This is a genomic window from Promicromonospora sp. Populi (assembly GCF_041081105.1).
GTDB lineage: Bacteria > Actinomycetota > Actinomycetes > Actinomycetales > Cellulomonadaceae > Promicromonospora.
Map to the genome: position 1 here is coordinate 3754059 of NZ_CP163528.1, position 25767 is coordinate 3779825.

Genomic DNA, 25767 nt, shown 5'->3' on the forward strand with positions numbered 1-25767 from the left:
CGTGGACACCCGACCGGCTCACACCTGCATGTCGACGAACCGTTGGTAGTGCCCCTGGAATGCCACGGTGATCACGTCGGTGGGGCCGTTACGGTGCTTGGCCACGATGAAGTCCGCCTCGCCGGCGCGCGGTGACTCCTTCTCGTACGCGTCCTCGCGGTGCAAAAGTAGGACAACGTCGGCATCCTGCTCAATTGACCCAGATTCACGCAGATCGGACATCTGCGGTTTCTTGTCGCTGCGCTGCTCGGCGCCACGGTTCAGCTGCGAGATGGCGATGACGGGGACCTCAAGCTCCTTCGCGAGCAGCTTGAGCGAACGCGAGAACTCCGAGACCTCCTGCTGCCGCGACTCGACGCGCTTGCCCGACGACATCAGCTGGAGATAGTCGATGACGACCAGCTTGAGGTCGTGCCGCTGCTTGAGCCGTCGGCACTTGGCACGGATCTCCATCAGCGACATGTTTGGCGAGTCGTCGATGAACAGCGGGGCGTCGGAGACCTTGCCCATGGTGGCGGCGAGCTTCTGCCAGTCGCCGTCATCCATGTTGCCGCTGCGCATCTTGGTTAGCGGAACGCGGGCTTCGGCGGCGAGCATTCGCATGACGATCTCGTTGCGGCTCATCTCCAGGGAGAAGATGACGGCGGCCATGTCGTGGTGAATCGCCGCGTGAGCAGCGACGTTGATGCCGAGCACGGAGTTGTGGGTGGGGACCATCGACCTGCTCGCGAGGTACAGGTGCGCCGGATTCTCCACCTCGACACAACGCACGGGCACCGACTCGATCGCCCGAATATTCACTACGAACCGTGACGTCAGTTTCGCCGTCGCCGGACGGCGGCGGGCCTTGTGGGTCAGCCGCTTGCGCTCCAGGGCGAAGACGTCGTCCTCAGTGGTGAACGTGATCGTGAAGGCTGTGGAAGATGTCTCGCTCCGGCCGTTGACTCGCTTCTCCGACCAACCGGTGCGGTACCCGAGCGACAGGATCAGTTCGCGGGCGTCCTGGGCGAGTCGCTTGTTGGTCACGGCGATCTGGACACTGCCCTGCGGGTTGACGGTCCCGTCGGAGTCGAGGAGCCCTGCGAGCAAGGCTCGTCGCTGATCCTCACTCGCACGGAGGTACTCGGTCGGGATGTGCTTGTTCTGGAGGAGATTGAGACTGCGAAGGCGACCGCCCATCGTGCCATGGGTGTTGTGGCACTCCTGGCACCGGCGGAAGCCCCAGCCGGGCTTGCCGCAGTCGGGGCACGTGGGCTGCCCGGGGCGCTTCATACCGCGGGAACGGGCAGCGCAGGACTTGCTGCACGCGAGCAGCGAAGCCATCTTCGGCATGAACTCCGTGCCACAGACAATGCACGCCTGAGGCTGCACCTCGGGCTCAGGGAGCAGCATCGAGTACGTTCGAGCAGAGCCCTTGACCGTGCCTCGAGGCCGGGCTACGTAGCCCAAGCCCTCGACCATCATCGCGATCTCAGGGTCAGCCGATGTGAACTCTGCACGCCGCGACGTGCCATCGCCCAGCCAGATGCCGAGCGCGTAGGGATGGATCGGCAATACCGTGTCAGGCAGGTTCAGGGGCTTGGCGGTAACCACTGAGTGGTTTGCACGCTTGTCGGCCGTGGCTGTCCGCAGGGAAGCCAGGATTTCCTCGGTGGTGTGGACAGCCGTCTCGGGCTCGGTACCCGCTCGCACCTTGCGGCGTTGTGTACGCGTGCTCGTCACCCACTGGTGCTGAGCGTCAGCAACGATCACCGTGCCGTCGTCGAACTCCACCTCATAGCAAGGGCGACCCTGCATGACCTCGGTTGCCGCAACCACTCGTGTGGGAGTGCCGTCCGCCCCCAGGAGATAGTCCCCCACGGCGACCTCGCCCATGGTGGTCCACCCGGTCGGCGTCGGCAGCGGAGTGTCGAGCGCGAGGGCCTTTCCGACTGCAGGTCGGGCGGCCACGACGATCATCTGGCCCGGGTGCAGGCCGTTCGTCAGGCGGTCGAAGTCCGAGTAGCCCGTCGGCACACCGGTGAGCCCCTCGCCGCGGCCCTGCGCGGCGTCGATCTCGTCGAACGTCGGTCCGATGATGTCGGCCAGCGCCAGGTAGTCCTCCGACGCTCGCCGCTCCGTCACCGCGTAGACCTCGGCCTGCGCGTTGTTGACGACGTCGTCGACCTCGCCGCCGTCGGTGGCGTAGCCCATCTGGACGATGCGGGTGCCCGCCTCCACGAGGCGGCGCATGATGGCGCGCTCGCGCACGATCCGGGCGTAGTACCCGGCGTTCGCCGCCGTGGGGACGCCCGCCATGAGGTCGTGCAGGTACGGAGCGCCGCCAACACGAGTGTGCTCACCACGGCGCTGCAGCTCGGCGAGCACCGTGATGGCGTCGGCCGGCTCGCCGCGACCGTAGAGGTCGATGATCGCGTCGTAGATCGCCTCGTGCGCCGGCCGGTAGAAGTCGTTGCCGCGGATCTGCTCGATCACGTCGGCGATGGCGTCCTTGGACAGCAGCATGCCGCCCAGCACGCTCATCTCGGCGGCGACGTCCTGCGGCGGGGTGCGGTCGAGGCCCGGGCTGCGCTCGGAATAGCTCGACTCGAGCTCTTCGATCGACATCGCACCCCTGCCTTTCTCATCTCATGACGTCGCGGCGCACGCTGCACGTGCGCTCCGTCGACGTCCTACACCTGTTCTACTCCCCGCCACTGACACTCTCGGGACTTCGGCCCCGACACGCCTTTGTGTCCTGTGCGACAGTCCCTGCGAGAGCCGGGCAGGTTAGCAAGTTCCGCTGACGCTAAGCCCCCGCGGACCGGAGCGCAACGAGACCTGTGGACAGGGCTGTGCACATCCATGTGGAAAGGTGGCCCAGGGCTGTGCATAGCGGGTGGACAACCCTGTCCCCAGTTGTGGATAACCCCTGTGTAAAACATCACCATCCCCTCTGACCTGCATCGACGTCACCCCCAGCCTGTGGAGGAAAGAAAGTTGGGCGAGTCTCGCCACACCCCGGACTCCCGGCGATCCATCGACCGGGAAGTCCTCGCCCTGGCAGTCCCGGCGCTCGGTGCACTAGTCGCCGAACCCGTCTTTGTGCTCGTGGACAGCGCAGTGGTGGGCCACCTCGGCACGGCCCAGCTCGCCGGTCTCTCCCTCGCGAGCAACGTGCTGCTGACACTCGTCGGGCTGTGCATCTTCCTCGCGTACACGACGACGGCGTCAGTGGCGCGCCTGACCGGGGCCGGCAAGGAGCGGGAGGCGCTGCAGTCCGGCATCGACGGGATCTGGCTCGCACTCGGGATCGGGGCCGTCCTCGTCGTCGTCCTGCTGCTCGCCGCGCCAGTGACGGTGACTGCTCTGGGCGCGGACGGCGACGTCGCGCAGTATGCCGTGACCTATCTGCGGTGGTCCGCACCTGGGCTCGCCGCGATGCTTGTGGTCCAGGCCGCGACCGGCGTGCTGCGGGGTCTGCGGGACACGCGCACGCCGCTGGTCGTCGCGGCCGCCGGGGCCCTCGTCAACACCGGGCTGAACATCGCGCTCGTGTACGGGGCCGGGATGGGGATAGCCGGCTCGGGCCTGGGCACGGCCATCACCCAGTTCCTCATGGCGGCGGTGCTCGGCGTGATCGTGGTGCGCGGGGCGCGCTCCCGTGGCGCGAGCCTGCGCCCGCACCGGGCGGGCATCCTGTCCGGCGCCCGGGCAGGTGTGCCCCTGGTCGTCCGCACCCTCAGCCTGCGCGCCGCGATCCTGGTCACCGTGGTGGTCGCGACCGACCTCGGTGCCGTCGCACTGGCGGGGCACCAGGTCGTGAGCTCGCTGTGGGGGCTCGCCGCCTTCGCGCTCGACGCGCTGGCGATCGCGGCGCAGGCGCTGGTGGGACACGGGCTCGGGGCCGGCAACGTCGGGAACGTGCGGCTCGTGCTGCGCCGCTGCCTGCAGTGGGGCGTCGGGGCGGGCGCGATGATCGGCGTGATCCTCGCCGCGGCCGGCTGGTGGATCGCACCACTGTTCTCCGCTGACCCCGACGTGCGCGTCGCCATCACCCTGGGCATCGCCGTGTGCGGCGTCCTCATGCCGATGGCCGGCTGGGTCTTTGTGCTCGACGGCGTCCTCATCGGCGCCGGAGACGGCCGCTACCTCGCCTGGGCGGGCATGGCGACCCTGGTGGTCTACCTGCCGTTCGCGCTCGCGGTCTCCGCCTGGGCCCCTGACGGCGCACCCGGGCTCGCCTGGCTCTGGCTCGCGTTCGCGGGTGTGTTCATGGCCGCCCGCGCCGTGACGACGGGGTGGCGTGCGCGGAGCGACCGCTGGCTGGTCACCGGGGCGTGACGCCGCCTCAGTCCGGTCAGGCCCGCACGTCGGTCAGGCCCCACACGTTGAGCCGGTAGCCCACGCCGCGCACCGAGGCGACCTCTACGTCGTGGACCGGCGCCAGCCGCTTGCGCAGCCGCTTCACCGCGGAGGTCACCGGGTCGGAGTCGCCGAGATAGGGCAGCTGCCACACCCGTGCCGTGAGCTCGGCGAACGACCACACCCGTCCGGTCTCCAGGGCGAGGGTGGCGAGCAGGTCGAACTCCCGCGCCGACAGGTAGACGCGCCGCCCCAGCGCCGTGACCTCGCGGCCGGCGAGGTCGACGAGCAGCGGCCCGGCCACCAGCGGATCCAGCGTGGGCGGGGCGACCATCGGTATCGAACCCGTGACGGCGGGAACCGGGCCGGTGACCGGGCGCGCGGCAGCCGGGACGGCGGTGAGCGTCCCGGTCACGGGCCCGGTCGGCGGGGGGCTTGTCTCGTGCAGCACCGGTCGGGCCGGCACCCCGTGCAGCATGGACCCGGGTCGCCCGCGGTAACCGGCGGCTCCGGCGTCGGACAGGCTGGGCAACGGACGGACCAACGCCGACCCAGGGCCCAACGCCGACCCCGGGCCCAACGTTGAACCCGATGCCGAGCGCGACGACAGCGACGTCGGCCGGATCTCCGCCTCGGCCCGCACGGACGCGTCCGTGAGGTTGTCGCTCTCGACATGGCGGCCGGGATCGGGGAGGTGCCGGCCGTAGTGCTCCTCCGGCGGTACAGGGTTGTCGAACCGCTCGGCCTGCAGAGCGAGGCTGCGCCGGGCCGCCCCGGCGGGGCGCCGGGGCGCTGCCTGGTTGGCGAGGACGGCGCGGGCGCTCTCCGGGTCGGGGGTGGCGAGCACCGTCGCCCGACCGCGGAGCAGGTGGGCGATCTCGATGATCTGGTCGGAAGGGAGGCCCACGCAGACGACGAGGCCGGGGGCGGAACCTGGTGCGAGGTCGAACGTCACGTGCGTCACCCTCCTTGGTTTGCCGTTCGGATCAGCCCCGCGAGCTCGGGCAGCGCGCGTCAGTCTGCCGCCGGGGCGTACCACCAAGGTCAATTTCACGTTACCTACCCGTTGCGTGCCGGAAATGACACATTCCCGCCCACTTGGCGTTTTTACGCCACAGTTCACCCCAGAGAGGGTGAATTATCTACGAACCAGGGTGAAATGAATGCGGGCCTATTGACAGGAGCAACTATTGAACCCTGACCGCATTTTGACCGGGAAGTGACCGGTACCTGACCGTGAACCGGCCTTGTTGCGTCGACGCCCGCAGACGACGGTAGGGGACGGTCCACGACTGTGGTCCGTCCAAGCGCACCCCAGTTCGCGGCTGCGCCGGGTAATGGAGGGTTCATGCACCGTCGAACTGCTCTCGCACAACGCTCGACGACCGCCACAGCGGTTCTCGCGCTTGTTGCGACGTCAGCTCTGAGCGTCGCTCCAGCGGCGTTCGCTGGAACTGCACCGACCACCGCACCGACGACCACCAAGACCGTCGCTGCCGACCCCGACGAGAAGTTCACCGACTTCGCACGGGAGATGCTGACCGAGCGCAAGACCGCCGACTTCTGGGTGGTCCTCGCCGAGGAGGCAGACCTTTCGGCCGCCAAGAACATCGCGGACTGGGACGAGCGGGGCCAGTACGTCTACGACACGCTCACCTCGACGGCCAAGACCTCGCAGGCGAGCCTGGTCAAGGAGCTCGACGCCGCGGACGCCGACTACGAGAGCTTCTGGATCAGCAACCGGATCCTCGTCGAGGACGGCACGCTGGAGCTGGCGGACGAGCTCGCGGCGAGCGCCAAGGTCGAGCAGATCAGCGAGACGGTGCAGCTCGGCCTGGTCGAGCCGATCAAGCGGGTGCCGACCGGCGACGTCGGGACGCAGGCCGTGGAGTGGGGCCTGGACGCCATCAACGCCCCCGAGGTGTGGGCGCAGGGCTACACGGGTGCGGGCATCACGGTGTCGAACATCGACACCGGTGCGCAGTACGACCACCCGGCCCTGGCTGACAAGTACCGCGGCCTGCAGGCCGACGGGACTGTCGTGAACGACTACAACTGGCAGGACACGTCCGGTTCCGCCGAGCTGCCGTTCGACGACAACGGTCACGGCACGCACACCATGGGGACCATGGTGGGTGACGACGGCGCCGGCAACCAGATCGGTGTCGCTCCTGACGCCGAGTGGATCGCGACGAACGGCTGTGACAGCTGCTCGGACGTGGCCCTGCTCGAGTCGGGGCAGTGGATCGTCGCCCCGACGCGGACCGACGGCTCGGACCCCGACCCGTCGCAGCGCCCCAACGTCGTCAACAACTCCTGGGGCTACACGGCCGCGGGCACGATCGACGACTGGTACAGCGACACCACCGCCGCCTGGGAGGCGTCCGGCGTGTTCGGTACCTGGTCTGCCGGTAACTCGGGCCCGTCCTGCACGACGACGTCGTCGCCGGGCGCCAACACCGCCTCGTACTCGGTCGGCGCGTTCGACTCGTCCGGTGCCATCGCGGGCTTCTCGTCGCGCGGTGCTGGCGAGGACGGCCTGGTCAAGCCCAACATCTCCGCCCCGGGCGTCAACGTGCGCTCCTCAGTTCCCGGTGACGGCTACGCGGCCTTCAACGGCACGTCCATGGCCGCCCCGCACCTCGCGGGTGCGATCGCGCTGCTGTGGAGCGCGGCCCCCACGCTCGTCGGCGACATCGAGGGCACGCAGGCGCTGCTCAACGAGACCGCCGTCGACACGAACAACACCACCTGCGGCGGTACCGCCGAGAACAACAACGTGTGGGGCGAGGGCAAGCTCGATGTCGCCGCCCTCATCGCCGCCGCCCCGATCGGTGCCACCGGTACCGTCACCGGCACGGTGACGGACGCCGACGGCGCTCCGATCGCGTCGGCCGACGTCGTCCTCGACGGCGACCGGGACCGCACCGTCAGCACCGGCTCGGACGGCACGTTCAGCGCGCGCGTCGCGACCGGCGACTACACGGTGTCGGCGTCCGCCTTTGGTTACCTGCCCTCTGCACCGGCGTCCGCCGAGGTCACCGAGGACGGGACCGTCGACGTGCCGATCACGCTCGCGGCCGCTCCGTCGCACGCCGTGACGGGCACGGTCACCTACGCCGGTTCGGGCGGCCCGGTAGCGAACGCTCCGGTCAGCCTCGGCAGCCACTTCGAGGACGTCACCACCGGCGCGGACGGCACCTTCGCCTTCGCCGACGTCCCCGAGGGCACCTACCCGATCAACGTGACCGTTGGCGGCTGCGCGTCGTCGTACGAGGGTGAGGTGGTCGTCGACGGCGCGGAGGACGTGTCGGTCGAGATCACCGCGCTGACCGACGACTTCGGCTACTCGTGCGCCACGTCCACCGGTGACTACCTGCAGGGCAGCACCAGGCTCACGCTCACCGGCGACGACGTGCAGACGTCGCTCGCCCTGCCCTTCGAGTTCCCCTACTACGGCGTCGGCTACGACTCGGCATTCGTCACGTCGAACGGCCACCTGAACTTCCTGGCGGGCAGCACGTCGTACGCGAACGGCGCGATCCCGGGCACTGCGGTGCCCAACGCCGCACTGTTCCCGTTCTGGGACGACCTCTTCATCGACGCCTCGGCGGGCCTGTACACGGGCACGACGACGGTCGACGGCGAGGACGCGTTCGTCGTCGAGTGGCGCAACGTGCGCAAGTACGCCCCGACGACTGACCGGCTGAACTTCTCGGTCACCCTCGTCGCCGACGGCACTGTGCTCTTCGGCTACGGCGCGGTCACCGACACGGTCACGGCCAAGGGCAACTCGGCGTCGATCGGCATCGAGAACGAGACCGGCACGATCGGCCTGCCGTACTCGATCAACACGGCGGCCGTCTCCGAGGGCCTCACGGTCACCTACACGCCGCCGGTGCTCGCCTTCCTCGAGGGCACGGTCACCGACCGGAACACCGGTGAGCCCGTCGAGGGGGCGGAGGTCACGGCCACGTCGGGCGAGGAGACCCGGACCGCGACCACCGGGGCGGACGGCACCTACTCGGCCATCGCCGTCCCGGGCGACTACACGATCGACATCACGGCGCCGGACTACGAGCCGGCGGCGGGCACGCTGAGCCTCGAGCCCGAGGCCACCGGTACCTACGACGCTGCGCTCGCCGCGGGCCTGATCACGGTCAGCACCGAGGCGATCAACGCCACGATCCCGCTGGGCAGCACCACTACCAAGCGGTTCACGGTGAAGAACGAGGGCACCGCACCCGCCGACGTCGAGGTTGTCGGCGCGGGCGGCGGCTTCGACATCCTGGGCACCGACAGCCAGGCGGTCGTCCAGCACCCGCAGCGCGAGGCGACGGTGGTCCAGTCCACCAAGCCGTCGGCCAAGGTCGGCTCCTCGTTCGGCGGCTCGGGCTCCGGCTCGCAGCTCCGGGCGGCAGGCACGGGCACGGCGGGCGAGAGCGTTCTCCCGGAGTCCATCCCGGTCTCCCCGAACGCCACGACCATCACCCACTCGGCGTCGCAGGAGGTCGCGGCACTCAACTCGGCATCCTGCGGCAGCATCGCGGGGACCACGGAGAACCACTTCTTCCGGACGTTCACGCTGAGCGACTTCGACATCGACGACGACTTCGAGGTCTCGGAGGTGTCCTTCGGTGTCGAGGAGGCCACGGCCCAGACCCTGACCGTCAACCTCTACACGCTTCAGGGTGCGCTCACCTTCGCCAACCTGACCTCGATCGGGACGGCCCAGGCGAACATCCCGGCGTCGACCCTGACGATGATCTCGGTGCCCGTCACCGGTGAGGTGCCCGCGGGCGCCACGCTCGTGGTCGAGGTCGTCTCGCCCAACCAGCAGGCAACCGGCGGCGTGTTCTACGTCGGGTCCAACGACGCGGGTCAGACCGCGCCGTCGTACCTCTCGGCCCCCGACTGCGCGCTCACGGAGCCGGCGACCACCGACTCCATCGGCTGGCCCGGCATGCACATCGTCATGAACGTCTCGGGTGACGTCGCCGGCGGCGGCAGCGACCTCTCGTGGGTGACCTTCACCCCGACGGAGTTCACGCTGGCGCCGGGGCAGAGCAAGACGATCACGGCGACCCTCAGCGGCGTCGTGGCGCAGCCTGGCACCTTCACCGGCTCGCTCCTGGCGACCGCGGCCACGCCGTACGACGCCCCGTCGGTCGGTCTGTCCCTGAAGGTCAACCCGCCGAAGAGCTGGGGCAAGCTCTCCGGCACCGTGGGGGGCTTCACGCCGGACGGCGTGGTCTCGCTCGGTGACTCCGTGGTGCAGATCAACGGCAAGTTCTCGGGGGTCACCCTGGTCACCGGGAGCGACGGCGTCTACGAGTACTGGTTCGACAAGTCGGAGCGGACGGCGCAGATCATCGCCACGTCCAGCGGGTACGTCCCGCAGGTCGGCTCCGCGAAGGTGACGGCGGGCACCACCGTCGTGACCGACTTCGAGCTGGACCCGATCAAGTAGGTCCAGCCGAATGACGGGTCAGGCCCTCAGGTCACCACAAGTGACCTGAGGGCCTGACCTGTCAGCGCTCGATGTCGCCGCGGATGAAGGCCTCCAGCTGCGCGCGCCCCGCGGTGTCCTCCATCTGCACGGGCGGGGACTTCATGAAGTACGTCGCCGCCGAGAGGATCGGCCCGCCGATGCCCCGGTCCTTCGCGATCTTCGCGGCCCGCACCGCGTCGATGATGATGCCCGCGGAGTTCGGGGAGTCCCACACCTCGAGCTTGTACTCCAGGCTCAGCGGCACCTCGCCGAACGCCCGGCCCTCGAGGCGTACGTACGCCCACTTGCGGTCGTCGAGCCACGCCACGTAGTCCGACGGGCCGATGTGCACGTTGCGGTCGTCCTTCTTGCCGGCCAGCGGACCGGTGAGGTTGGACGTGACGGCCTGCGTCTTGGAGAGCTTCTTCGACTCCAGCCGGTCGCGCTGCAGCATGTTCTTGAAGTCCATGTTGCCGCCGACGTTGAGCTGATACGTACGGTCCAGGATGACGCCGCGGTCCTCGAACAGCTTGGCCAGCACCCGGTGTGTGATGGTGGCGCCCACCTGCGACTTGATGTCGTCGCCGATGATCGGGAGACCCGCCTCCTCGAACTTCGCGGCCCACTGGGGGTCGGACGCGATGAATACCGGCAGCGCGTTGACAAACGCCACGCCCGCGTCGATCGCGCACTGCGCGTAGAACTTGGCGGCCTTCTCGGAACCCACCGGCAGGTAGCACACGAGCACGTCGACCTCGGCCGCGCGCAGGGTGGCTACGACGTCTACTGCGTCCTTCGTCGACTCGTCGATCGTCTGGCGGTAGTAGTCGCCGAGCCCGTCGAGCGTGGGCCCGCGCTGGACCGTCACGCCGAGGGGCGGCACGTCCGCGATCTTTATCGTGTTGTTCTCGGACGCCGTGATGGCCTCCGCCAGGTCGAAGCCGACCTTCTTCGCGTCGACGTCGAACGCCGCGACGAACTCGAGGTCCGACACGTGGTAGTCGCCGAACCGCACGTGCATGAGGCCCGGGACGGTGCTCGCCGGGTCGGCGTCACGGTAGTAGTGCACGCCCTGGACCAGGGACGAGGCGCAGTTTCCTACGCCGACGATGCCCACGCGGATAGATGTCATCCTGGCTCCTTCTTCGTTTGTTCCTGCTCTGGTGGACCGTTCTGCGGCGCGACGCGCCCCCGCTCGGTGGAGATGAGGCTGTCGAGCCAGTGCACTTCGCGCTCGACCCGTTCGAGCCCGAACCGCCGGAGCTCGAGCGTGTACTCGTCGAGCCGGGAACGCGGGTGCGTCGTCGACTCCCGGAGGGTCTCCAGGCGCTCGGTCAGCCGGATACGCCGGCCTTCGAGAACCTTCAGGCGGGTCTCGGCGTCGGTCTGCGCGAAGAGCGCGAACCGCACGTCGAAGTTGTCGTCCTCCCAGGCCGAAGGGCCGGCGGTGGCCAGGACGGACCGGAGGTGTTCCGTGCCCTCGACGGTCAGCTCGTAGACCACGCGTCGTCGTCCGAGAGGCATGGGCTTGGTGGTCCGGCCGGGAATCCCGGCCCTGCCCTTGCGGGGTGACGGCGGCGGCTCGCTCTCCGCGGTCCTGATCAGGCCGCGGGTGACCAAGCCCTTCAGGGCGGGGTAGAGCGTGCCGTAGGAGAAGGCCCGGAACGAGCCGAGCACCAGGTTGAGGCGCTTCCGGAGCTCGTACCCGTGCAGCGGGGACTCGTTGAGCAGGCCGAGGACGGCGGTCTCCAGCACGTCGGACCGACTACGCACGGCGACCTCCCTCCCGGTCCGCCACGGTTGCCCCGGCGAATCAGTGCAGCACGATGTATCGACTCGATACATTGCGAGCATAGGCACGCCGCTAGGGGTGTGCAATCGTTTGGTTCCACGGCGCCGTCGTCGGGCTGGAAGTGGATGAAGTGTGAAGCAGAGACAGACGGACTGGGCTGACCCTGGGTGAGATGCCTGAGACCGTACGGTGGAGTCCGCTCGGACTTCTGGGGGTAGCTGCTGATCCCCTATGGTTTCGGGTGGTCCTCCGTGGCAGTTCATCGACTACCGACTTCATCGGCAGGGCCGAGTCCGAACCGAGGAAGAGGTTGACGTGTCGCGCTGGAGCCCCCCTGCGATATGGCCGCAAACCCCCCGACGGCGGCAGGGCATCTGGAACTATCCCCGCCCCTACCGCACCGGGATCCGCGCCTGGGTGCCGTCGTGGCGGGTCGTCGTGGGCACGCTGCTGACGGGTACGTCGCTCGTGAGTGGGCTGGTCGTGGCCGCCTGGGTGGGCTGGCCGGTGCCCGACGAGCTGCCCGACATCACCGCCGAGTCCACCACGGTGTACTACTCGGACGGCTCCGAGCTGGGGACGTTCGCGGCGCAGGACCGCACGCTCATCACGCTGGAAGACCTGCCGGCGCACGTCACGAACGCGATCATCGCGTCGGAGGACCAGGACTTCCGGTCCCACATCGGCATCAATTTTCCGGCAATCGGGCGCGCGGTGCTCAACAACCTCACCGGCGGTGCCCAGCAGGGTGCGTCGACGCTGACGCAGCAGTACGTCGAGAACTCCTACTTCGGCGTCGGCGAGACCACGTACGCGGACGAGTTCCGCGAGGCGATCCTCGCCCTCAAGGTGACGCAGGAGCAGACCAAGGACCAGGTGCTCGAGGGCTACGTCAACACCATCTACCTCGGGCGCGGGGCCTACGGCATGGAGGCGGCGTCGCAGGCGTACTTCGGTCACCCGGCCAGCGAGATGACCATCTCCGAGTCGGCCTTCATCGCGGGGATCATCCCCAACCCCACCTACTGGGACCCGCGGCAGGGCGAGGCCGCGGCGGCACAGGCCCAGCAGCGCTGGGGCCGCACCCTGGACTTCATGCTGGAGATGGGGTTCATCACCGCGGACGACCGGGCGGCCGCGGTGTACCCGGAGCTCGTGGAGTACACCCAGGGTTCGGGCAACTCCCAGACCGCCTACCTGCTCCAGGAGATCGCCAAGGAGCTCGCCAGCCCGGATGGGGCAGGCAGAGCCATCACGGAGGAGGAGCTCGCCATCGGGGGGTACTCCATCACTACCACCCTCGACCGCAGGTTGCAGGACGCCGCGGTCGAGACGATGGCGCTGCCGGACGACGCCGACCCGAACGCCCGCGCGTCGCTCACCTCGATCGACCCGGCTACGGGTGCGATCAGGGCGCTCTACGGCGGCCCGGACTACAGCGCGTACCCGACCAACGCGGCGACGCAGGACATCGCCCAGGCCGGCTCGACCTTCAAGCCGTTCACGCTGGTCGCGGCCCTGGAGGATGACATATCGCTGTACTCGCGGTACGACGGCACGTCGCCGCAGGAGATCGAGGGCTACAACGACCGGAACGAAGAGACGGGAGTGGACGAGCAGGCTGTCCTCACCAACTTCGGTGACGAGAGCTACCCGAACGTCACCCTGCTCGACGCCACCGCCAACTCCGTGAACACCGCTTACGTGCACCTCAACAACGAGGTAGGCCCGGAGAGCACGCACGACGTCGCCACCCGCGCGGGCATTCCCGCGACCAACGCTGCGGGGGATCAGATCGTCGGGGACAACCTGGCGAACGTGCTCGGCACCGCGAGCGTGCACAACATCGATCTGGCGCACGCCTACTCGACCTTCGCGGCACAGGGCATCCGCACCACCCCGCACCTCGTGACCGAGGTGCTGGACGGCGACGACCTGATCCGCGAGTGGAGCGAACCCGAACCCAACAATCAGGTGTTCACGCCTGATGTCATGGCCGCCGCCACCTACGCGCTGGAAGGGGTCGTCCAAGAAGGCTCCGGCGAGCCGGCATCGGCCCTGGTCGGTCCAGACGGCGAGCCGCGCCCCGTGGCCGGAAAGACCGGCACGTCGAACAGCAACCAGTCCGCGTGGTTCGCCGGGTACGTGCCGCAGCTCGCGACTGTCGTCGGGCTGTACCAGTACGACCGCGAGGCCAGTGCGTACCAGACGATCACCCCGTTCGGCGAGTGGGCGGACATGGGTCTGGAAGGACTTACCGGCGGTACGTGGCCGGTCACGGCCTGGACCGAGTACATGACGCTGGCAACCGAGGGCATGGAGGTCCAGGCGTTCCCGGAGTACGAGCCGCCGGCCCCGCCGACGCCGTCGCCCACGCCGACGCCGTCGACGAGCGCCTCGGAGGAGCCGGAGGAGGAGATGGTCACGGTGCCGACCGGCCTGGTCGGCCAGCAGTACGTGGCGGCGGCCTCGGCGCTCGCCGGGGTGGGGCTCGTCCCCGCGCAGATCGAGGTCGACAGCGACCAGCCCGCGGGCCAGGTCCTCTCCGTTGAGGGCGAGGGCACGCAGGTCCCGAGGAACTCGGACGTCCGGGTCGAGGTCTCGAACGGCTCCGAGGTGGTGGAAGAGATGACGACGGTGCCCTTTGGCCTGACCAACTCGGACCAGGCCAGTGCCGAGAGTGCGCTCGACGACGCCGGGCTGACACCGGTGATCCAGGAGGCGTCGTCGGACACCGTGCCCGAGGGGTCGGTGATCTCGGTCGATCCGGGCGAGGGTTCGGACGTGCCGGTGGGCAGCGACGTGACACTGGTCGTCTCGACCGGGCCGGAGGGCGGCGACCCGACCGGCGAACCGACCGAGGGCGGCATCTTCGGGTAGGCCTCGAAGGGCTTTGCGAAGGGCTTTACGCCGGGCCTGACCAGCGATGATCCATCGTTGGTCAGGCCCGGCGAGACCCGGGTGAAACCGGGTGTCGGACACGGGGCATCCACACAGAAACCTCGATTGTGCTACTTGCCGCGTTCATCGATCCTCTATCGTTTCGTCGGTTCAGTGCGCTCGCTGGACCGATTCGAGGAACGAGGAAGACGTGGCGAACCGGAGTCCTTCTCCAATCTGGCCGCAAACTCCCCGTCGACGGCGGGGCATCTGGAACTACCCGAGGCCGCACCGCACGGGGCTCCGCGCGTGGGTCCCGTCGTGGCGGGTTGTCGTCGGCACCATGCTGACCGGGCTGTCGCTCGTCGTGGGTGTGTTCGTGGCCGGCTGGATCGGCTGGGCGGTGCCCGCGGAGAACCCTGAGATCGGCTCGGAGACCACCACGGTCTACTACGAGAACGGTCAGGTGATGGGCCGGTTCGCCGCCGTCGACCGCACGATCCGGACGCTCGACGAGCTGCCCCCGTACGTGGGCCAGGCCGTGCTGGCGTCCGAGGACCAGAACTTCGAGAACCACATGGGTGTTGACCCCGTGGGCATGGTCCGTGCGTTGTTCAGCAACGTGACCGGTGGTACCCGGCAGGGCGCGTCCACGCTGACGCAGCAGTACGTGGAGAACACCTACTACCAGCCCGGGCAGTCGTCCTACGCGGACAAGTTCCGCGAGATCATCCTCGCTCTCAAGGTGGACCAGCAGAAGTCGAAGGACGAGATCCTCGAGGGCTACGTCAACAGCATCTACCTCGGCCGCGGCGCCTACGGGTTCGAAGCCGCGGCGAAGGCGTACTTCAACAAGCCGGCCGCCGAGCTGACCTTGTCCGAGACGGCGATGCTGGTCGGGATCATCCCGTCGCCGTCGTCCTGGGACCCGCGGTTCGGTGAGGAGTCGCGAGCCATCGCCGAGCGGCGGTGGGACCGGGTGCTGCGCAACATGGCCACCCAGGGTGTGATCAGCGAGGAGGAACGCGCCGCCGCAACCTTCCCCGAACCCATCGAGTACAAGCAGGTGTCTCGTGCTGGCCAGGTGGGCTACCTGCTCGAAGAGGTCCGCAAGGAGCTCGCGGCCAAGTCGGACATCACCGAGGAAGATCTCCTGAGCAACGGCTACGAGATCCAGACGACGATCAACCCAGCGTGGCAGAAGGCCGCGGTCGAGACGGCGAACACCATCCCGACCGAGGGTGCGGACGCCGCCTCGCCCAGGCTCGGTGTGTCCATCGTGTCCATCGATCCCACGAACGGTGCCATCCGTGCGCTGTACGGGGGCCGGGACTACGAAAAGGTTCAGTTCAACGCCGCCACCAACGGCAAGGCGCAGGGCGGCTCCACGTTCAAGCCCTTCACCCTGATCGGCGCGCTCGAGGAGGGGCACGAGCTCAACGAGTACTACCCGGGTACCAGCCCGATGCAGATCCCGGGCTGGACCAAGAATGCGGGGGGCGAAGAGGAGGAGCTCACCAACTTCGGTACCGAGCCAGGCGGCGAGTCGTTCGGCGACATCGACCTCATCGACGCCACGGCGAACTCCGTGAACACTGTCTACGCGCAGCTCAACCTTGAGATCGGGGCGAAGAAGTCGCAGGACGTCGCGATCCGGGCCGGGATCCCCGAAGACTCCACCAACGCCACCCTGTCCAACGTGCTCGGCACGTCTGACGTGCGCGCCGTCGACCTCGCGGGGGCGTACGCCACGTTCGCCGCACAGGGCACCCGCACGGTGCCGCACATGGTCGTGTCAGTGGAAGAGGGCGAGTTTCTCAGGTACGAGTTCGCCGACGAACCCCAGCGGAACGCGATCAACCCCGACGTGATGGCCAAGGCGACCTACGCGCTGCAGCAGGTGGTCAACGAGGGTTCGGGCGCGCCGGCGAAGGAGCTTGTCGACGCCGAGGGCAACCAGCGTCCCGTCGCCGGCAAGACGGGGTCGACGAACAAGAACGTGTCGGCGTGGTTCGCCGGCTACATCCCGCAGCTTGCCACGGTGGTGGGCCTCTACCAGACGGCCGAGGACGGCGTCGGGCAGGCGACGATCACGCCGTTCGGCGAGTGGGCGGACTACAGCCTGACCGGTGGTACGTGGCCGGTGACGGCATGGACCCACTACATGCAGGCCATCACCGAAGGCATGGAGGTCCAGCCGTTCCCGGACTACAGGCCGCCGCTCCCCTTGCCGTCGCCCACGCCAACCCCGTCGCCCACCCCGACGCCGTCCGACACCCCTGTCGAGATGGTGGTCGTCCCGGCCAACCTGGTGGGTCAGCCGTACCCGGTCGCTGCGACGGCGCTCGCCAACACGGGCCTCCGGGCTGAGCTTGTCGAGATCGAGAGTGACCAGGAGGCCGGTACCGTGCTCCGGGTGGACCGTGCGGGCCAGCAGGTGCCGCGCGGCGAGAGCATCCGGGTCGACGTCTCGACGGGACCGGCCGAGGAGACCACGTTTGTGCCGAACGGCCTGGTCGGGGGCAACGAGGGCAACGCCCGTGGCCAGATCCAGGGCGCCGGTCTCGAGCCGGTCTTCCAGTACCAGTCGTCCGACGACGTCGATGAGGGCACCGTCATGGAGGTCAGCCCGCGCGAGGGCACCGAGGTGCCCGCGGGCAGCCAGGTGCTGGTGATCGTCTCGTCCGGTCCGGACGACGTCGGGTTCCCGACGGACGAGCCCACCGGCGGCGGTGGGGGCGGCGGTGGCGGGGCCCCATAGCGTGTGGCCCCAAAGCGTGTGAGGGGGCTCTCGCCTGCTCGATTCCGCGGTATCGCAACTGGCGGGTAGGCTTGGCCCTTGCTGTGAACCCTCCTGTCACGGAACGACCGTGACCGCTGAGACCAGAGGAGGTGGGTATACACATGCGTCAGTACGAACTGATGGTGATCCTGGACCCGGAGGTCGAGGAGCGCACCGTTGCCCCGTCGCTCGACAAGTACCTGTCGGTCATCACGACCGAGGGTGGCACCGTCGACAAGGTGGACATCTGGGGGCGCCGCCGTCTTGCCTTCGAGATCACGAAGAAGTCCGAGGGCATCTACGCCGTGGTCGACTTCACCGCGACGTCGGCGACCGCCAAGGAGCTGGACCGTCAGCTCGGCCTCAACGAGGTCGTGCTCCGGACCAAGATCCTGCGCACCGGCGACAAGTGAGTCGTCGGAACTGAACCCTCTTGCGCCCGCGCGAGTGTCAGTGGTTCGTGGTTGCATTCACCGCGAACCCGGATACCGCGTACGGAACGTCGACTGAATCGAGGAATTGGCATGGCTGGTGAAACTGTCATCACAGTGATCGGGAACCTCACCGGGGACCCGGAGCTGCGCTTCACCCCTTCAGGTGCTGCGGTTGCCAACTTCACGGTGGCGTCGACCCCGCGCACCTTCGACCGCCAGAGCAACGAGTGGAAGGACGGGGAAACCCTGTTCATGCGCTGCTCGATCTGGCGTGAGGCCGCGGAGAGCGTCGCGGAATCGCTGACCAAGGGCACGCGCGTCATCGCGCAGGGTCGCCTGGTCCAGCGGTCCTACGAGACTCGTGAGGGCGAGAAGCGCACCGTCGTAGAGCTGCAGGTGGACGAGATTGGTCCGTCCCTGCGCTACGCCACGGCCAAGGTCACCCGGGCCCAGCGGTCCGGTGGTGGCGGCGGCTTCGGCGGCGGCGGTGGAGGCTTCAACGGCGGGGGCGGCGCCCAGCAGGGCGGCGGCTCCGGCGGAGGATTCAGCTCGTCCGGTGGCGGTCAGAGCAATGACGACCCGTGGGCCACGGCAGGCCCGGCGTCGTCCGGTGGTTCGTTCTCGGACGACCCGCCGTTCTAATCGCTACCCCCAGTTCACATTTTTTGCTCGCACGGCCCGCCAGGCCGGGTGGGCAGCACCTGACAAAGGAGCAACACCATGGCAAAGCCTGTGGTGCGTAAGCCCAAGAAGAAGATCAACCCGCTGAAGTCAGCGAAGATCCACAACATCGACTACAAGGACACGGCGCTGCTGCGCAAGTTCATCTCCGACCGCGGGAAGATCCGCGCCCGTCGCGTCACTGGCGTCTCCGTGCAGGAGCAGCGCCAGATCGCGAAGGCCGTGAAGAACGCCCGCGAGATGGCCCTGCTGCCGTACACGTCGACGGCTCGCTGAGGAAGGGATCGAGAACAATGGCAAAGCTGATCCTGACTCACGAGGTGACCGGCCTGGGTGAGCCCGGCGACGTGGTTGAGGTGAAGGACGGGTACGCCCGTAACTTCCTCATCCCGCGTTCGCTGGCGACGCCCTGGACCAAGGGTGCCGAGTCCGACATCAACGCGATCCGTAAGGCTCGCAAGAGCCGCGAGGTCGCCTCGCTGGACGACGCGAAGGCGCTTGCCGCCTCGCTGTCCGCGAAGCCCGTCGTCGTCGCGGCGAACGCCGGCCCTGGTGGCCGTCTGTTCGGTGCGGTGACCACGGCGGACATCGCCGGTGCGGTCTCCGCCGCCGGCGGCCCGTCCGTCGACAAGCGCAAGATCGAGATCGGGCAGTCCATCAAGACGCTCGGTGACTTCACCGTGTCGATCCGCCTGCACCCTGAGGTGTCGGCCAAGATCGGCGTGAAGGTCGTCGCCGACTGAGCTTCGGCTCGGTTGACCGTGAGTGGGCCGTGGTTCCCGATGGGGGCCGCGGCCCTCTCGCGTCTCCAGACCATCTCGCAGGGTGTTGCACCGATTGGATCCGAGTGCAACAATTGAGTTATGCCCACGACGAGACGACGAATCATGGTTACCGAGACGGGCGCTCTTGCGCACGCGATGGATGTCGGCCGTGCGACGTCAGGTCTGGATGGCGGCCCGTTGATCACGTCGATGGTGGTTGAGCATGCTCAGGAGATCGAGCGTTCGCGGCAGGAGCGACTGGCGGCGCTCGACGAGCTCTCGCAGTTCGCCGGCTACTACCCGGACGGATATCTCGACGAGGTCCGTGATGGATGGCCGGAGTGAGCCAGGCGATCGTCGTTGACGCCAATGTCGTCATCTCAGCCGTCGCACCGTCTAACGCCTCTCACCAGTCCTCGATCGCGTTGCTCGGCGAGCACGCTGATGAGATCAAGTATCTGCACAGGTTGACGCTGGCTGAGGTGTACGCAGGACCGGCTCGGCAAGCTGGGCTGGAAGAAGTGCTGCGACTGGAGAAGGTCCTTTGGCGCGCGGGTTTCGCAGAGGTCGGACCGGGAGATGGTCCGAGCGCTATCCAGATGGCTGCTGCACGGGCGTTCGGCCTGCGCATGCCTGACGCTGTTGTCCTGGCAACCGCTGATCGGCTGGGTCTGCCATTGGCGACGTTTGATGCGCAGCTAGCCGCGAAGGCGCGCCTTCGCGGCCTCGTCGTCTACGGGCACCGCTAGCAGGAGGGGCTCGGGTGACAGCGTCTGCGGACTACCGTCAGTGCTTACGGCTACCTCAGGAGGCCTGACTCGTCGGCGAGCAGCACGTCCAGGGTCAGTGCCGCAGTCCAGGAGAACTGGCGGGTCCCGCGGCCTGTTCCCGTGTCGGGATCCAAGTACTCGGGGAAGCCCTCCGCCGCTGCGAGCGCGAAGTGCTGCCGCAGGCGGGGGGCCAGATCGTCCCGGTCTAGCGCTCGGACGGCGCGAAGCAGCAGCCACGTCGTGTTGAACCAGGCGGGTCCCCGCCAATACAGGGCGGGGTCGAACGCTGGATCCTCGCGCGAGACGCTCGGCAGGAACGTTCCGCCCCCGAGGAACCCGGGGCCGGTGAGAGTTGCGAGCATCCGCTCTGACCGTTCGGTCGTCGCTCGTTTCGCCAGGAGCAACGGGACCAGGCCATTCACCGTCGCCCGGCGGACTTGCTCGCCAGTGGTGTCGTCCAGCGCCACGTACAGCCCGAGCGTTTCGTCCCAAAGGTGCCTGTCCATCGCGGCAATCACACGGGCGGCAGCCGCTTCGTGCGTATCGGTCCGGTGGCCGGACGGCGCGGCACACCCTGCGTCGGGCAGCGCCTGCGCCATGCGGGCCAGGGCCAGCTCCGAGACCGCTAGCAGCGTGCTGAACAGAGGGCAGACCATGGCGAAGCCGATCGGGACGTCGTCGGCGCAGCCAGCGTCGCGGTAGGCCTCGGCGAGGCGGTAGTAGCGCCGGTAGTCGCGGTTCCCGGGGCGCTCACCGGACCCGGCGTGCTGGAGGTCCGGCCGTAGGATGGAGGTGCGTGCCTCCGGTGGGACCCGTTCGAGTGCGACATCCCACAGGGGCGAGTTGTCGGTTCCGGTCTCCCACGGGTGCTTCGCTATCGGCAGTCCGACGTCGCCTGCGCGCCGGACGTGCAGGTACTCGTGCCAGCGAGCGAGCCGGGGGTATACGCGTGCGAGGAACCCCTCGTGCGCGGAGCCGGCCGGGTCGGCGCAGTGCACAAGCCAGGCCGCCCACGCGTGTACGGGAGGTTGGACCAGCCCGGACGTGGGGGCCTGCCAGAAGTCGGCCCCCGGCGCGTAGTCGTCGTCCCGCCCGATGTCGTAGACGATCTGCGGCACACGCCCGTCGGCCCACTGGGCGTCGAGCAGCGTGACCAGCTCGGCCCGGGCGCGCGCCGGTTCGTGGTGCCGGGTGCCGATCGCGACGAACGCCGAGTCCCAGCTCCACTGGTGCGGGTACAGCCCCGTGGCGGGCACGGTGTACCGGCCGGTCCAGTTGCTCTCCAGGACGCGGGCGGCGGCGCTGACATCTTCCTCCAAGTCCTTGTGCATCTTTCGACAGTAGGCTAGACATAAGTGCCAGATCTACTCACTCGATGACGAGGAGACGCCATGCTCCGGCACAACCGGGCGGCCGCGGCCCGCCTGACGATCGCGGCGGCGACGGCCGCGGCCACGATCCTCACCCTCACCGCCTGCGGTAGCGGCGGACCCGAGTCCGACGGCACGGTCACCGTCTGGACCGTCGAGACCCAGCCCGAGCGCCTCGCGATCCAGCAGGCCGCGATGGACGCCTGGGCCGAGGAAGCCGGTATCGAGACCGAGCTGGTTCCGGTCGAGGAGGACCAGGTCTCCCAGCTCTTGTCCGCCGCGGCCCTCTCCGGGGACGACATGCCGGACGTGGTCAACGCCATCAGCCCCGGGCTGGTCCGGTCCTTCGACCGGGACGGCTACCTCGACCGCGACGCGGCGGCAGCGGTGGTCGAGGCGCTCGGCGCGGACACGTTCACGCCGTCGGCCCTGGAGCTGAGCAGCGACGGCGACGAGCTGCTCGCCGTGCCGTCCGATGCGTGGCCGATGATGGTCTACTACCGCACCGACCTCTTCGAGGCGGCGGGCCTGGAGCCGCCCACCACGTACGACGACCTGCGCGCGGCCGCCGAGCAGTTGTCGACCGACGGCCGGTACGGGATCACGCTGGCCACGGACGCGGCCGACCCGTTCACGCAGCAGACCCTCGAGTTCCTGGCGCAGGGCAACGGCTGCGAGCTTGTGGACGACGCCGGCGAAGCGACCCTCGACAGCCCGGAGTGCACCGAGACGATCGAGCTCTACGCGGCCCTGGCCGCCGAGTTCTCGCCCGAGGGCACGCAGGGCGTCGAGTCCACGCGGTCCACCTATTTCGCCGGGCAGGCGGCGATGGTCGTCTGGTCGTCCTTCCTGCTGGACGAGATGGCCGGCCTGCGCGAGGAGTTCACGCCGTCGTGCGACGAGTGTGCTGACGACCCGGCCTGGCTCGCCGAGAACACCGCTGTGGTCCCGGTGGTGGAGGGCCCGTCCGCCGCCGGCGGCGACGCCGCCGGGTACGTCGAGTTCGTGTCCTGGGGCATCACCGACGGCGCGGACCCGGAGACCACGGACTTCGTGGAGTACATGATGTCGGACGCCTACGTGGACTGGCTGTCCATGGCCCCCGAGGGCAAGGTGCCCGTCCGCACCGGCACCGCGGACAACCCGACCGAGTATTCGGACGCTTGGTCCGAGCTGCAGATCGGCGTCGACACCAGGGCGACGTTCTCCGACGTCTGGCCCGCCGAGGTGACCAACACCCTGGCCGCTGCCCCCGAGTCGGCGGACCGCTGGGCGCTGCCGCAGGGCCAGGGCGCGATCCTCGGCCCGATCACGAGCGAGCTGCCGCTGGCGAAGGCGGCCGCCGACCTCGGTTCGGGCAGCACCGACGCCGCACAGGCACAGACCACCATGCAGGAGGCCGTGGCCGAGATCGCCGGACGAGACTGACCCCGGTATGGCGTCGAAGCTGCGGGGGCACGAGAACCGGGACGGGATCACCTTCGTCACGCCGGTGGTGCTCGTGGTGGCCGCGATCATCGTGGTCCCCATCGTGTGGACCGTCGTGCTCTCGTTCCAGGACGCGCGGTACGTGGATGTGGCTCGCAACGGCCTGTTCAACGAGCTCACGCTCGACAACTACGCCGACGTGGTCGCGGCGCCCGCCTTCTGGCAGGCGTTGCTGACCACCGTCGAGTACTCGGTGGCCACCACCGTCGGCTCCATCACGGTAGGCCTCGTGGCCGCGCTCGCGTTCCGGGACCGGTTCCGGTTCCGGGCGCCGCTGCGCGCGGTGATGCTGCTCCCGTACGTCGCGCCGGTGGTGGCCACCACGTTCGTGTGGCAGGTGGCGCTGAACCCGCAGTACGGAGTGGTGAACGCGTTCGGCACGCAGGTGCTCGGGTGGGAGCACCCGGTGAACTTCCTCAGCGCCGCACCCACGGCGCTGATCACCGTCATCGTCTACGACATCTGGCGGTACTTCCCGTTCGCGTTCATGTTCCTCGGGGCGGCCCTGACGGGCCTCAGCCGCGAGATCGAGGAGGCAGCGGTGGTCGACGGCGCCACGCCGCTGCAGAAGTTCTGGTTCGTGATCCTGCCGCAGCTCCTGCCCACGGTCGCGCTGCTGGTGCTGTTCCGCATGGTCATGGCCTTCAACGAGTTCGACGACGTCTACCTGCTCACCGGTGGCGCCGCCGGCACCCAGGTCGCCTCGGTGCGGGTGTTCGAGCAGCTCACCGGGTCGAGCGACATCGGCGGCGCGAGCGCGACCGCCGCGGTGATGGCCGTGTTCCTGGGTGTGGCGCTGGCGATCTACCTGCGCCTGACGGCCCGGCAGAGGGAGGAACGATGAGCACCGTGACCGTCCAGAGCGGCGTGCTGCGGGTGCTGCGCGTCGTCGTGATCGTGGCGCTCGTCGTCGCCACCGTGGTGCCGTTCCTGTACATGCTGTCCTTGAGCTTCGTACGGATCGACGACCTGCTGCGCGAGCCGTTGCGGGTGTTGCCGGCGCTGGACCGGATCACCACCGAGACGTATCGCGAGGTGCTGGCCTCGGAGGAGGACGGCGGGTACGGGTTCGCGCGGTTCATGCGCAACTCCGCGCTGGTCGCCGTGGGAGCCTCGGCGCTGACGGTCGCGCTGGTGGTCCCGGCGTCGTACGCGCTGACGCGCCTGCGGTTCGCGGGGCGCAGGCAGGTCTCGTGGCTGTTCCTGGCCGTGTACCTGTTCCCGACGATCATCATCGCGGTGCCGGTGTTCGTCGGGTTCCAGGTGCTGGGGCTCGGATCCTCGCTGGTGGGGCTCATGATCGCGTACATCGCGCTCACTGTGCCGGTCTCGGTGCACATGCTGCGCAACTACCTGATGGGCATCCCGGAGTCGATCGACGAGGCGGCTGTGATCGACGGCGCCTCGCGGCTGCAGATCCTGACCCGGATCACCGTGCCGCTCGCGATGCCGACCATCATGTCGACCGCGCTGTACTCGTTCATGATTGCGTGGAACGAGTTCCTGTTCGCGCTCCTGTTCCTCTCGGCCCAGCAGGATCTGTGGACGGTGTCGCTCGGGCTGACGCGCCTGGCGGACGGGCAGGAGGTGTCCAAGACGGTCCTCATGGCGGGCAGCGTGCTGCTCACGGTGCCGATCGTGATTCTGTACGGGGTGGCCGAGCGCGCTCTCACCGAGGGGCTGACCGCCGGCGCCGACAAGGGTTAGTCGAGCCAGACCAGAACTGAGGCACACAAGTGGCAGCAGGCGCGGGCGAGATCCTGCAGCTCATCCGGACCGGGCGGGCGACCACCCGTATCCAGGTGCTGGAGGTGACGGGGCTGTCGCGGGTCACCGTGGCACAGCGCATCGACGCGCTCGTCTCCGCGGGGATCATTCGCGCGGCGGGTGACGCGGGAGCCACCGGCGGACGGCGTTCGGAGCGGTTCGTGTTCGACCCGTCCGACTCGCTGGTGCTCGCCGCGGCCCTGGAGCTGGACGGGGGCGAGGTGGCGATCGTCGACCCGCACGGGGCCTTGCTGGCCCGCGCGCCCCTGGCCGTGGACCTCACGGCCGGGCCTGCCGCCGTCGTGCCGCATCTGCTGGACGCGTTCGACGCCCTCCTGGCCGACGCCGACCTCAAGCCGGGCGCAGTCGGCGGGGTGGCGCTGTCCGTGCCGGGACCCGTGGACCCACGCGACCACCGCCTGTCCGACCCGCCAGTCATGCCGGGTTGGGGCGCGTGGCCTGTGGTGGAGGCGGTGCGCGAGCGGTTCGACGTACCGGTCCACCTCGAGAACGACGCCGATGCGATGGCGTACGGCGAGTTCACCGAGCTCGACGCCGCGCCCGACCGGCCGCAGCCGTTCGTGCTGGTCAAGGTGTCCAGGTTCCTCGGAGCAGGGCTCGTCGTCGACGGCCGCACGTTCCGCGGGGCCGACGGCGGCGCGGGCGACATCGGGCACATCGACGTCGGCGGCGACGCCGTCTGCCGGTGCGGCCGGCGGGGCTGCCTCGCCGCCGAGGCAGGCGGCGCGGCGCTGCTGCGCCGCCTGCAGGAGGCGGGGTCCGACGTCGGCTCGCTCGCGGAGCTGCTGGCGCTCGCCGAGCGCGGGGACCCGCTCGTGACGGCGGAGCTGAACCGCGCCGCCGAGCTGATCGGACGGGTCCTGGCGGTGGTGGTCGGGGTGCTCAACCCGGCCGACCTCGTCGTGGCCGGGGAGCTGGCGGTGCCGACGATGATCGCCGGGATCCGCGCGGGCGTGTACGCGGGGGCGCAGCCGCGGGCGACGGCGCGGCTGCGGATCCGGTCGGCCGTGCTGGGGTCGGACGCCGTGCTCATCGGGCTCGCGCGGGTCGCCGTCGACGACCGGTTCTCGGCCGATGCGGTCGACGCGCGGCTGGGCTGACGGCGTCCCCACCCACCGGCGCTGCCCCACGTGGGACGGAGCGGGTGATCTTCTGCCGCTTTACTGAGTTGTGATCAATAGAA

At 68.9% G+C, this 25767-nt stretch carries 19 protein-coding genes; 14 read left to right on the forward strand and 5 right to left on the reverse strand.

Features of this window, described 5'->3' with window-relative positions; genetic code table 11:
• Positions 1–18 precede the first annotated feature (18 nt).
• Positions 19–2607: a replicative DNA helicase gene (dnaB, locus tag AB1046_RS17015; RefSeq protein ID WP_369370479.1), complete on the reverse strand. Its 2589-nt coding sequence runs from the start codon at positions 2605–2607 to the stop codon at positions 19–21.
• Positions 2608–2979: 372 nt separating this feature from the next.
• On the opposite strand from dnaB, the gene AB1046_RS17020 reads away from it, so the two are divergent.
• Positions 2980–4323, forward strand: a complete 1344-nt coding sequence (locus tag AB1046_RS17020; protein ID WP_369370480.1) for an MATE family efflux transporter — start codon at positions 2980–2982, stop codon at positions 4321–4323.
• Positions 4324–4339: 16 nt separating this feature from the next.
• Here AB1046_RS17020 and AB1046_RS17025 read toward each other — a convergent pair whose 3' ends face one another.
• On the reverse strand, positions 4340–5299 hold the full coding sequence (locus tag AB1046_RS17025) for a winged helix-turn-helix domain-containing protein (RefSeq protein ID WP_369370481.1): 960 nt from the start codon (positions 5297–5299) through the stop codon (positions 4340–4342).
• 393 nt (positions 5300–5692) lie between these two features.
• Here AB1046_RS17025 and AB1046_RS17030 point away from each other — a divergent pair, with 393 nt between their 5' ends.
• Entirely contained in the window at positions 5693–9814 is a 4122-nt protein-coding gene (locus AB1046_RS17030) for a carboxypeptidase regulatory-like domain-containing protein (protein ID WP_369370482.1), read from the forward strand.
• A gap of 61 nt (positions 9815–9875) precedes the next feature.
• On the opposite strand, the gene AB1046_RS17035 is transcribed toward AB1046_RS17030, so the two are convergent.
• Complete coding sequence (locus AB1046_RS17035; protein ID WP_369370483.1) at positions 9876–10967, reverse strand: inositol-3-phosphate synthase; 1092 nt, start codon at positions 10965–10967, stop codon at positions 9876–9878.
• Positions 10964–11608: a PadR family transcriptional regulator gene (locus AB1046_RS17040; protein WP_369370484.1), complete on the reverse strand. Its 645-nt coding sequence runs from the start codon at positions 11606–11608 to the stop codon at positions 10964–10966. Before AB1046_RS17040 ends, AB1046_RS17035 begins: the two co-directional genes overlap by 4 nt.
• Before the next feature lie 334 nt (positions 11609–11942).
• On the opposite strand from AB1046_RS17040, the gene AB1046_RS17045 reads away from it, so the two are divergent.
• From AB1046_RS17045 to AB1046_RS17080, 8 genes are all read left to right on the forward strand, one after another.
• Positions 11943–14507: a transglycosylase domain-containing protein gene (locus tag AB1046_RS17045; protein ID WP_369370485.1), complete on the forward strand. Its 2565-nt coding sequence runs from the start codon at positions 11943–11945 to the stop codon at positions 14505–14507.
• Positions 14508–14850: 343 nt separating this feature from the next.
• Positions 14851–17268: a transglycosylase domain-containing protein gene (locus AB1046_RS17050; protein WP_369370486.1), complete on the forward strand. Its 2418-nt coding sequence runs from the start codon at positions 14851–14853 to the stop codon at positions 17266–17268.
• 143 nt (positions 17269–17411) lie between these two features.
• A complete protein-coding gene (gene rpsF, locus AB1046_RS17055; protein ID WP_369370487.1) occupies positions 17412–17702 on the forward strand; it encodes a 30S ribosomal protein S6 in 291 nt (96 codons plus the stop codon).
• A gap of 111 nt (positions 17703–17813) precedes the next feature.
• Positions 17814–18365 carry a single-stranded DNA-binding protein gene (locus AB1046_RS17060; RefSeq protein ID WP_369370488.1) on the forward strand — a complete coding sequence of 184 codons (552 nt, stop codon included), beginning with the start codon at positions 17814–17816 and terminating at the stop codon, positions 18363–18365.
• Between the two features lie 78 nt (positions 18366–18443).
• Entirely contained in the window at positions 18444–18680 is a 237-nt protein-coding gene (gene rpsR, locus AB1046_RS17065; protein WP_116673133.1) for a 30S ribosomal protein S18, read from the forward strand.
• Positions 18681–18697: 17 nt separating this feature from the next.
• The gene (rplI, locus tag AB1046_RS17070; RefSeq protein WP_369370489.1) at positions 18698–19147 is read left to right on the forward strand and encodes a 50S ribosomal protein L9; all 450 of its coding nucleotides are present in this window, start codon (positions 18698–18700) and stop codon (positions 19145–19147) included.
• A 144-nt stretch (positions 19148–19291) separates the two neighbouring features.
• Positions 19292–19513, forward strand: a complete 222-nt coding sequence (locus AB1046_RS17075) for a hypothetical protein (RefSeq protein ID WP_369370490.1) — start codon at positions 19292–19294, stop codon at positions 19511–19513.
• The gene (locus tag AB1046_RS17080; RefSeq protein ID WP_369370491.1) at positions 19510–19917 is read left to right on the forward strand and encodes a type II toxin-antitoxin system VapC family toxin; all 408 of its coding nucleotides are present in this window, start codon (positions 19510–19512) and stop codon (positions 19915–19917) included. The genes AB1046_RS17075 and AB1046_RS17080 overlap by 4 nt, the downstream gene beginning before the upstream one ends.
• Positions 19918–19967: 50 nt before the next feature.
• Here the strand turns inward: AB1046_RS17080 and AB1046_RS17085 are convergent, their stop codons facing one another.
• Positions 19968–21269 carry a trehalase family glycosidase gene (locus AB1046_RS17085; RefSeq protein ID WP_369370492.1) on the reverse strand — a complete coding sequence of 434 codons (1302 nt, stop codon included), beginning with the start codon at positions 21267–21269 and terminating at the stop codon, positions 19968–19970.
• A gap of 60 nt (positions 21270–21329) precedes the next feature.
• On the opposite strand from AB1046_RS17085, the gene AB1046_RS17090 reads away from it, so the two are divergent.
• The 4 genes from AB1046_RS17090 to AB1046_RS17105 are packed head-to-tail and all read left to right on the forward strand — an operon-like array spanning position 21330 to position 25684.
• Positions 21330–22736, forward strand: a complete 1407-nt coding sequence (locus tag AB1046_RS17090; RefSeq protein ID WP_369370493.1) for an ABC transporter substrate-binding protein — start codon at positions 21330–21332, stop codon at positions 22734–22736.
• 7 nt (positions 22737–22743) lie between these two features.
• Positions 22744–23640, forward strand: coding sequence for a carbohydrate ABC transporter permease (locus tag AB1046_RS17095; protein WP_369370494.1), 897 nt, complete (start codon positions 22744–22746; stop codon positions 23638–23640).
• Entirely contained in the window at positions 23637–24503 is an 867-nt protein-coding gene (locus AB1046_RS17100) for a carbohydrate ABC transporter permease (RefSeq protein WP_369370495.1), read from the forward strand. Before AB1046_RS17095 ends, AB1046_RS17100 begins: the two co-directional genes overlap by 4 nt.
• Before the next feature lie 29 nt (positions 24504–24532).
• Positions 24533–25684, forward strand: a complete 1152-nt coding sequence (locus tag AB1046_RS17105; RefSeq protein ID WP_369370496.1) for an ROK family transcriptional regulator — start codon at positions 24533–24535, stop codon at positions 25682–25684.
• Positions 25685–25767: the final 83 nt, after the last annotated feature.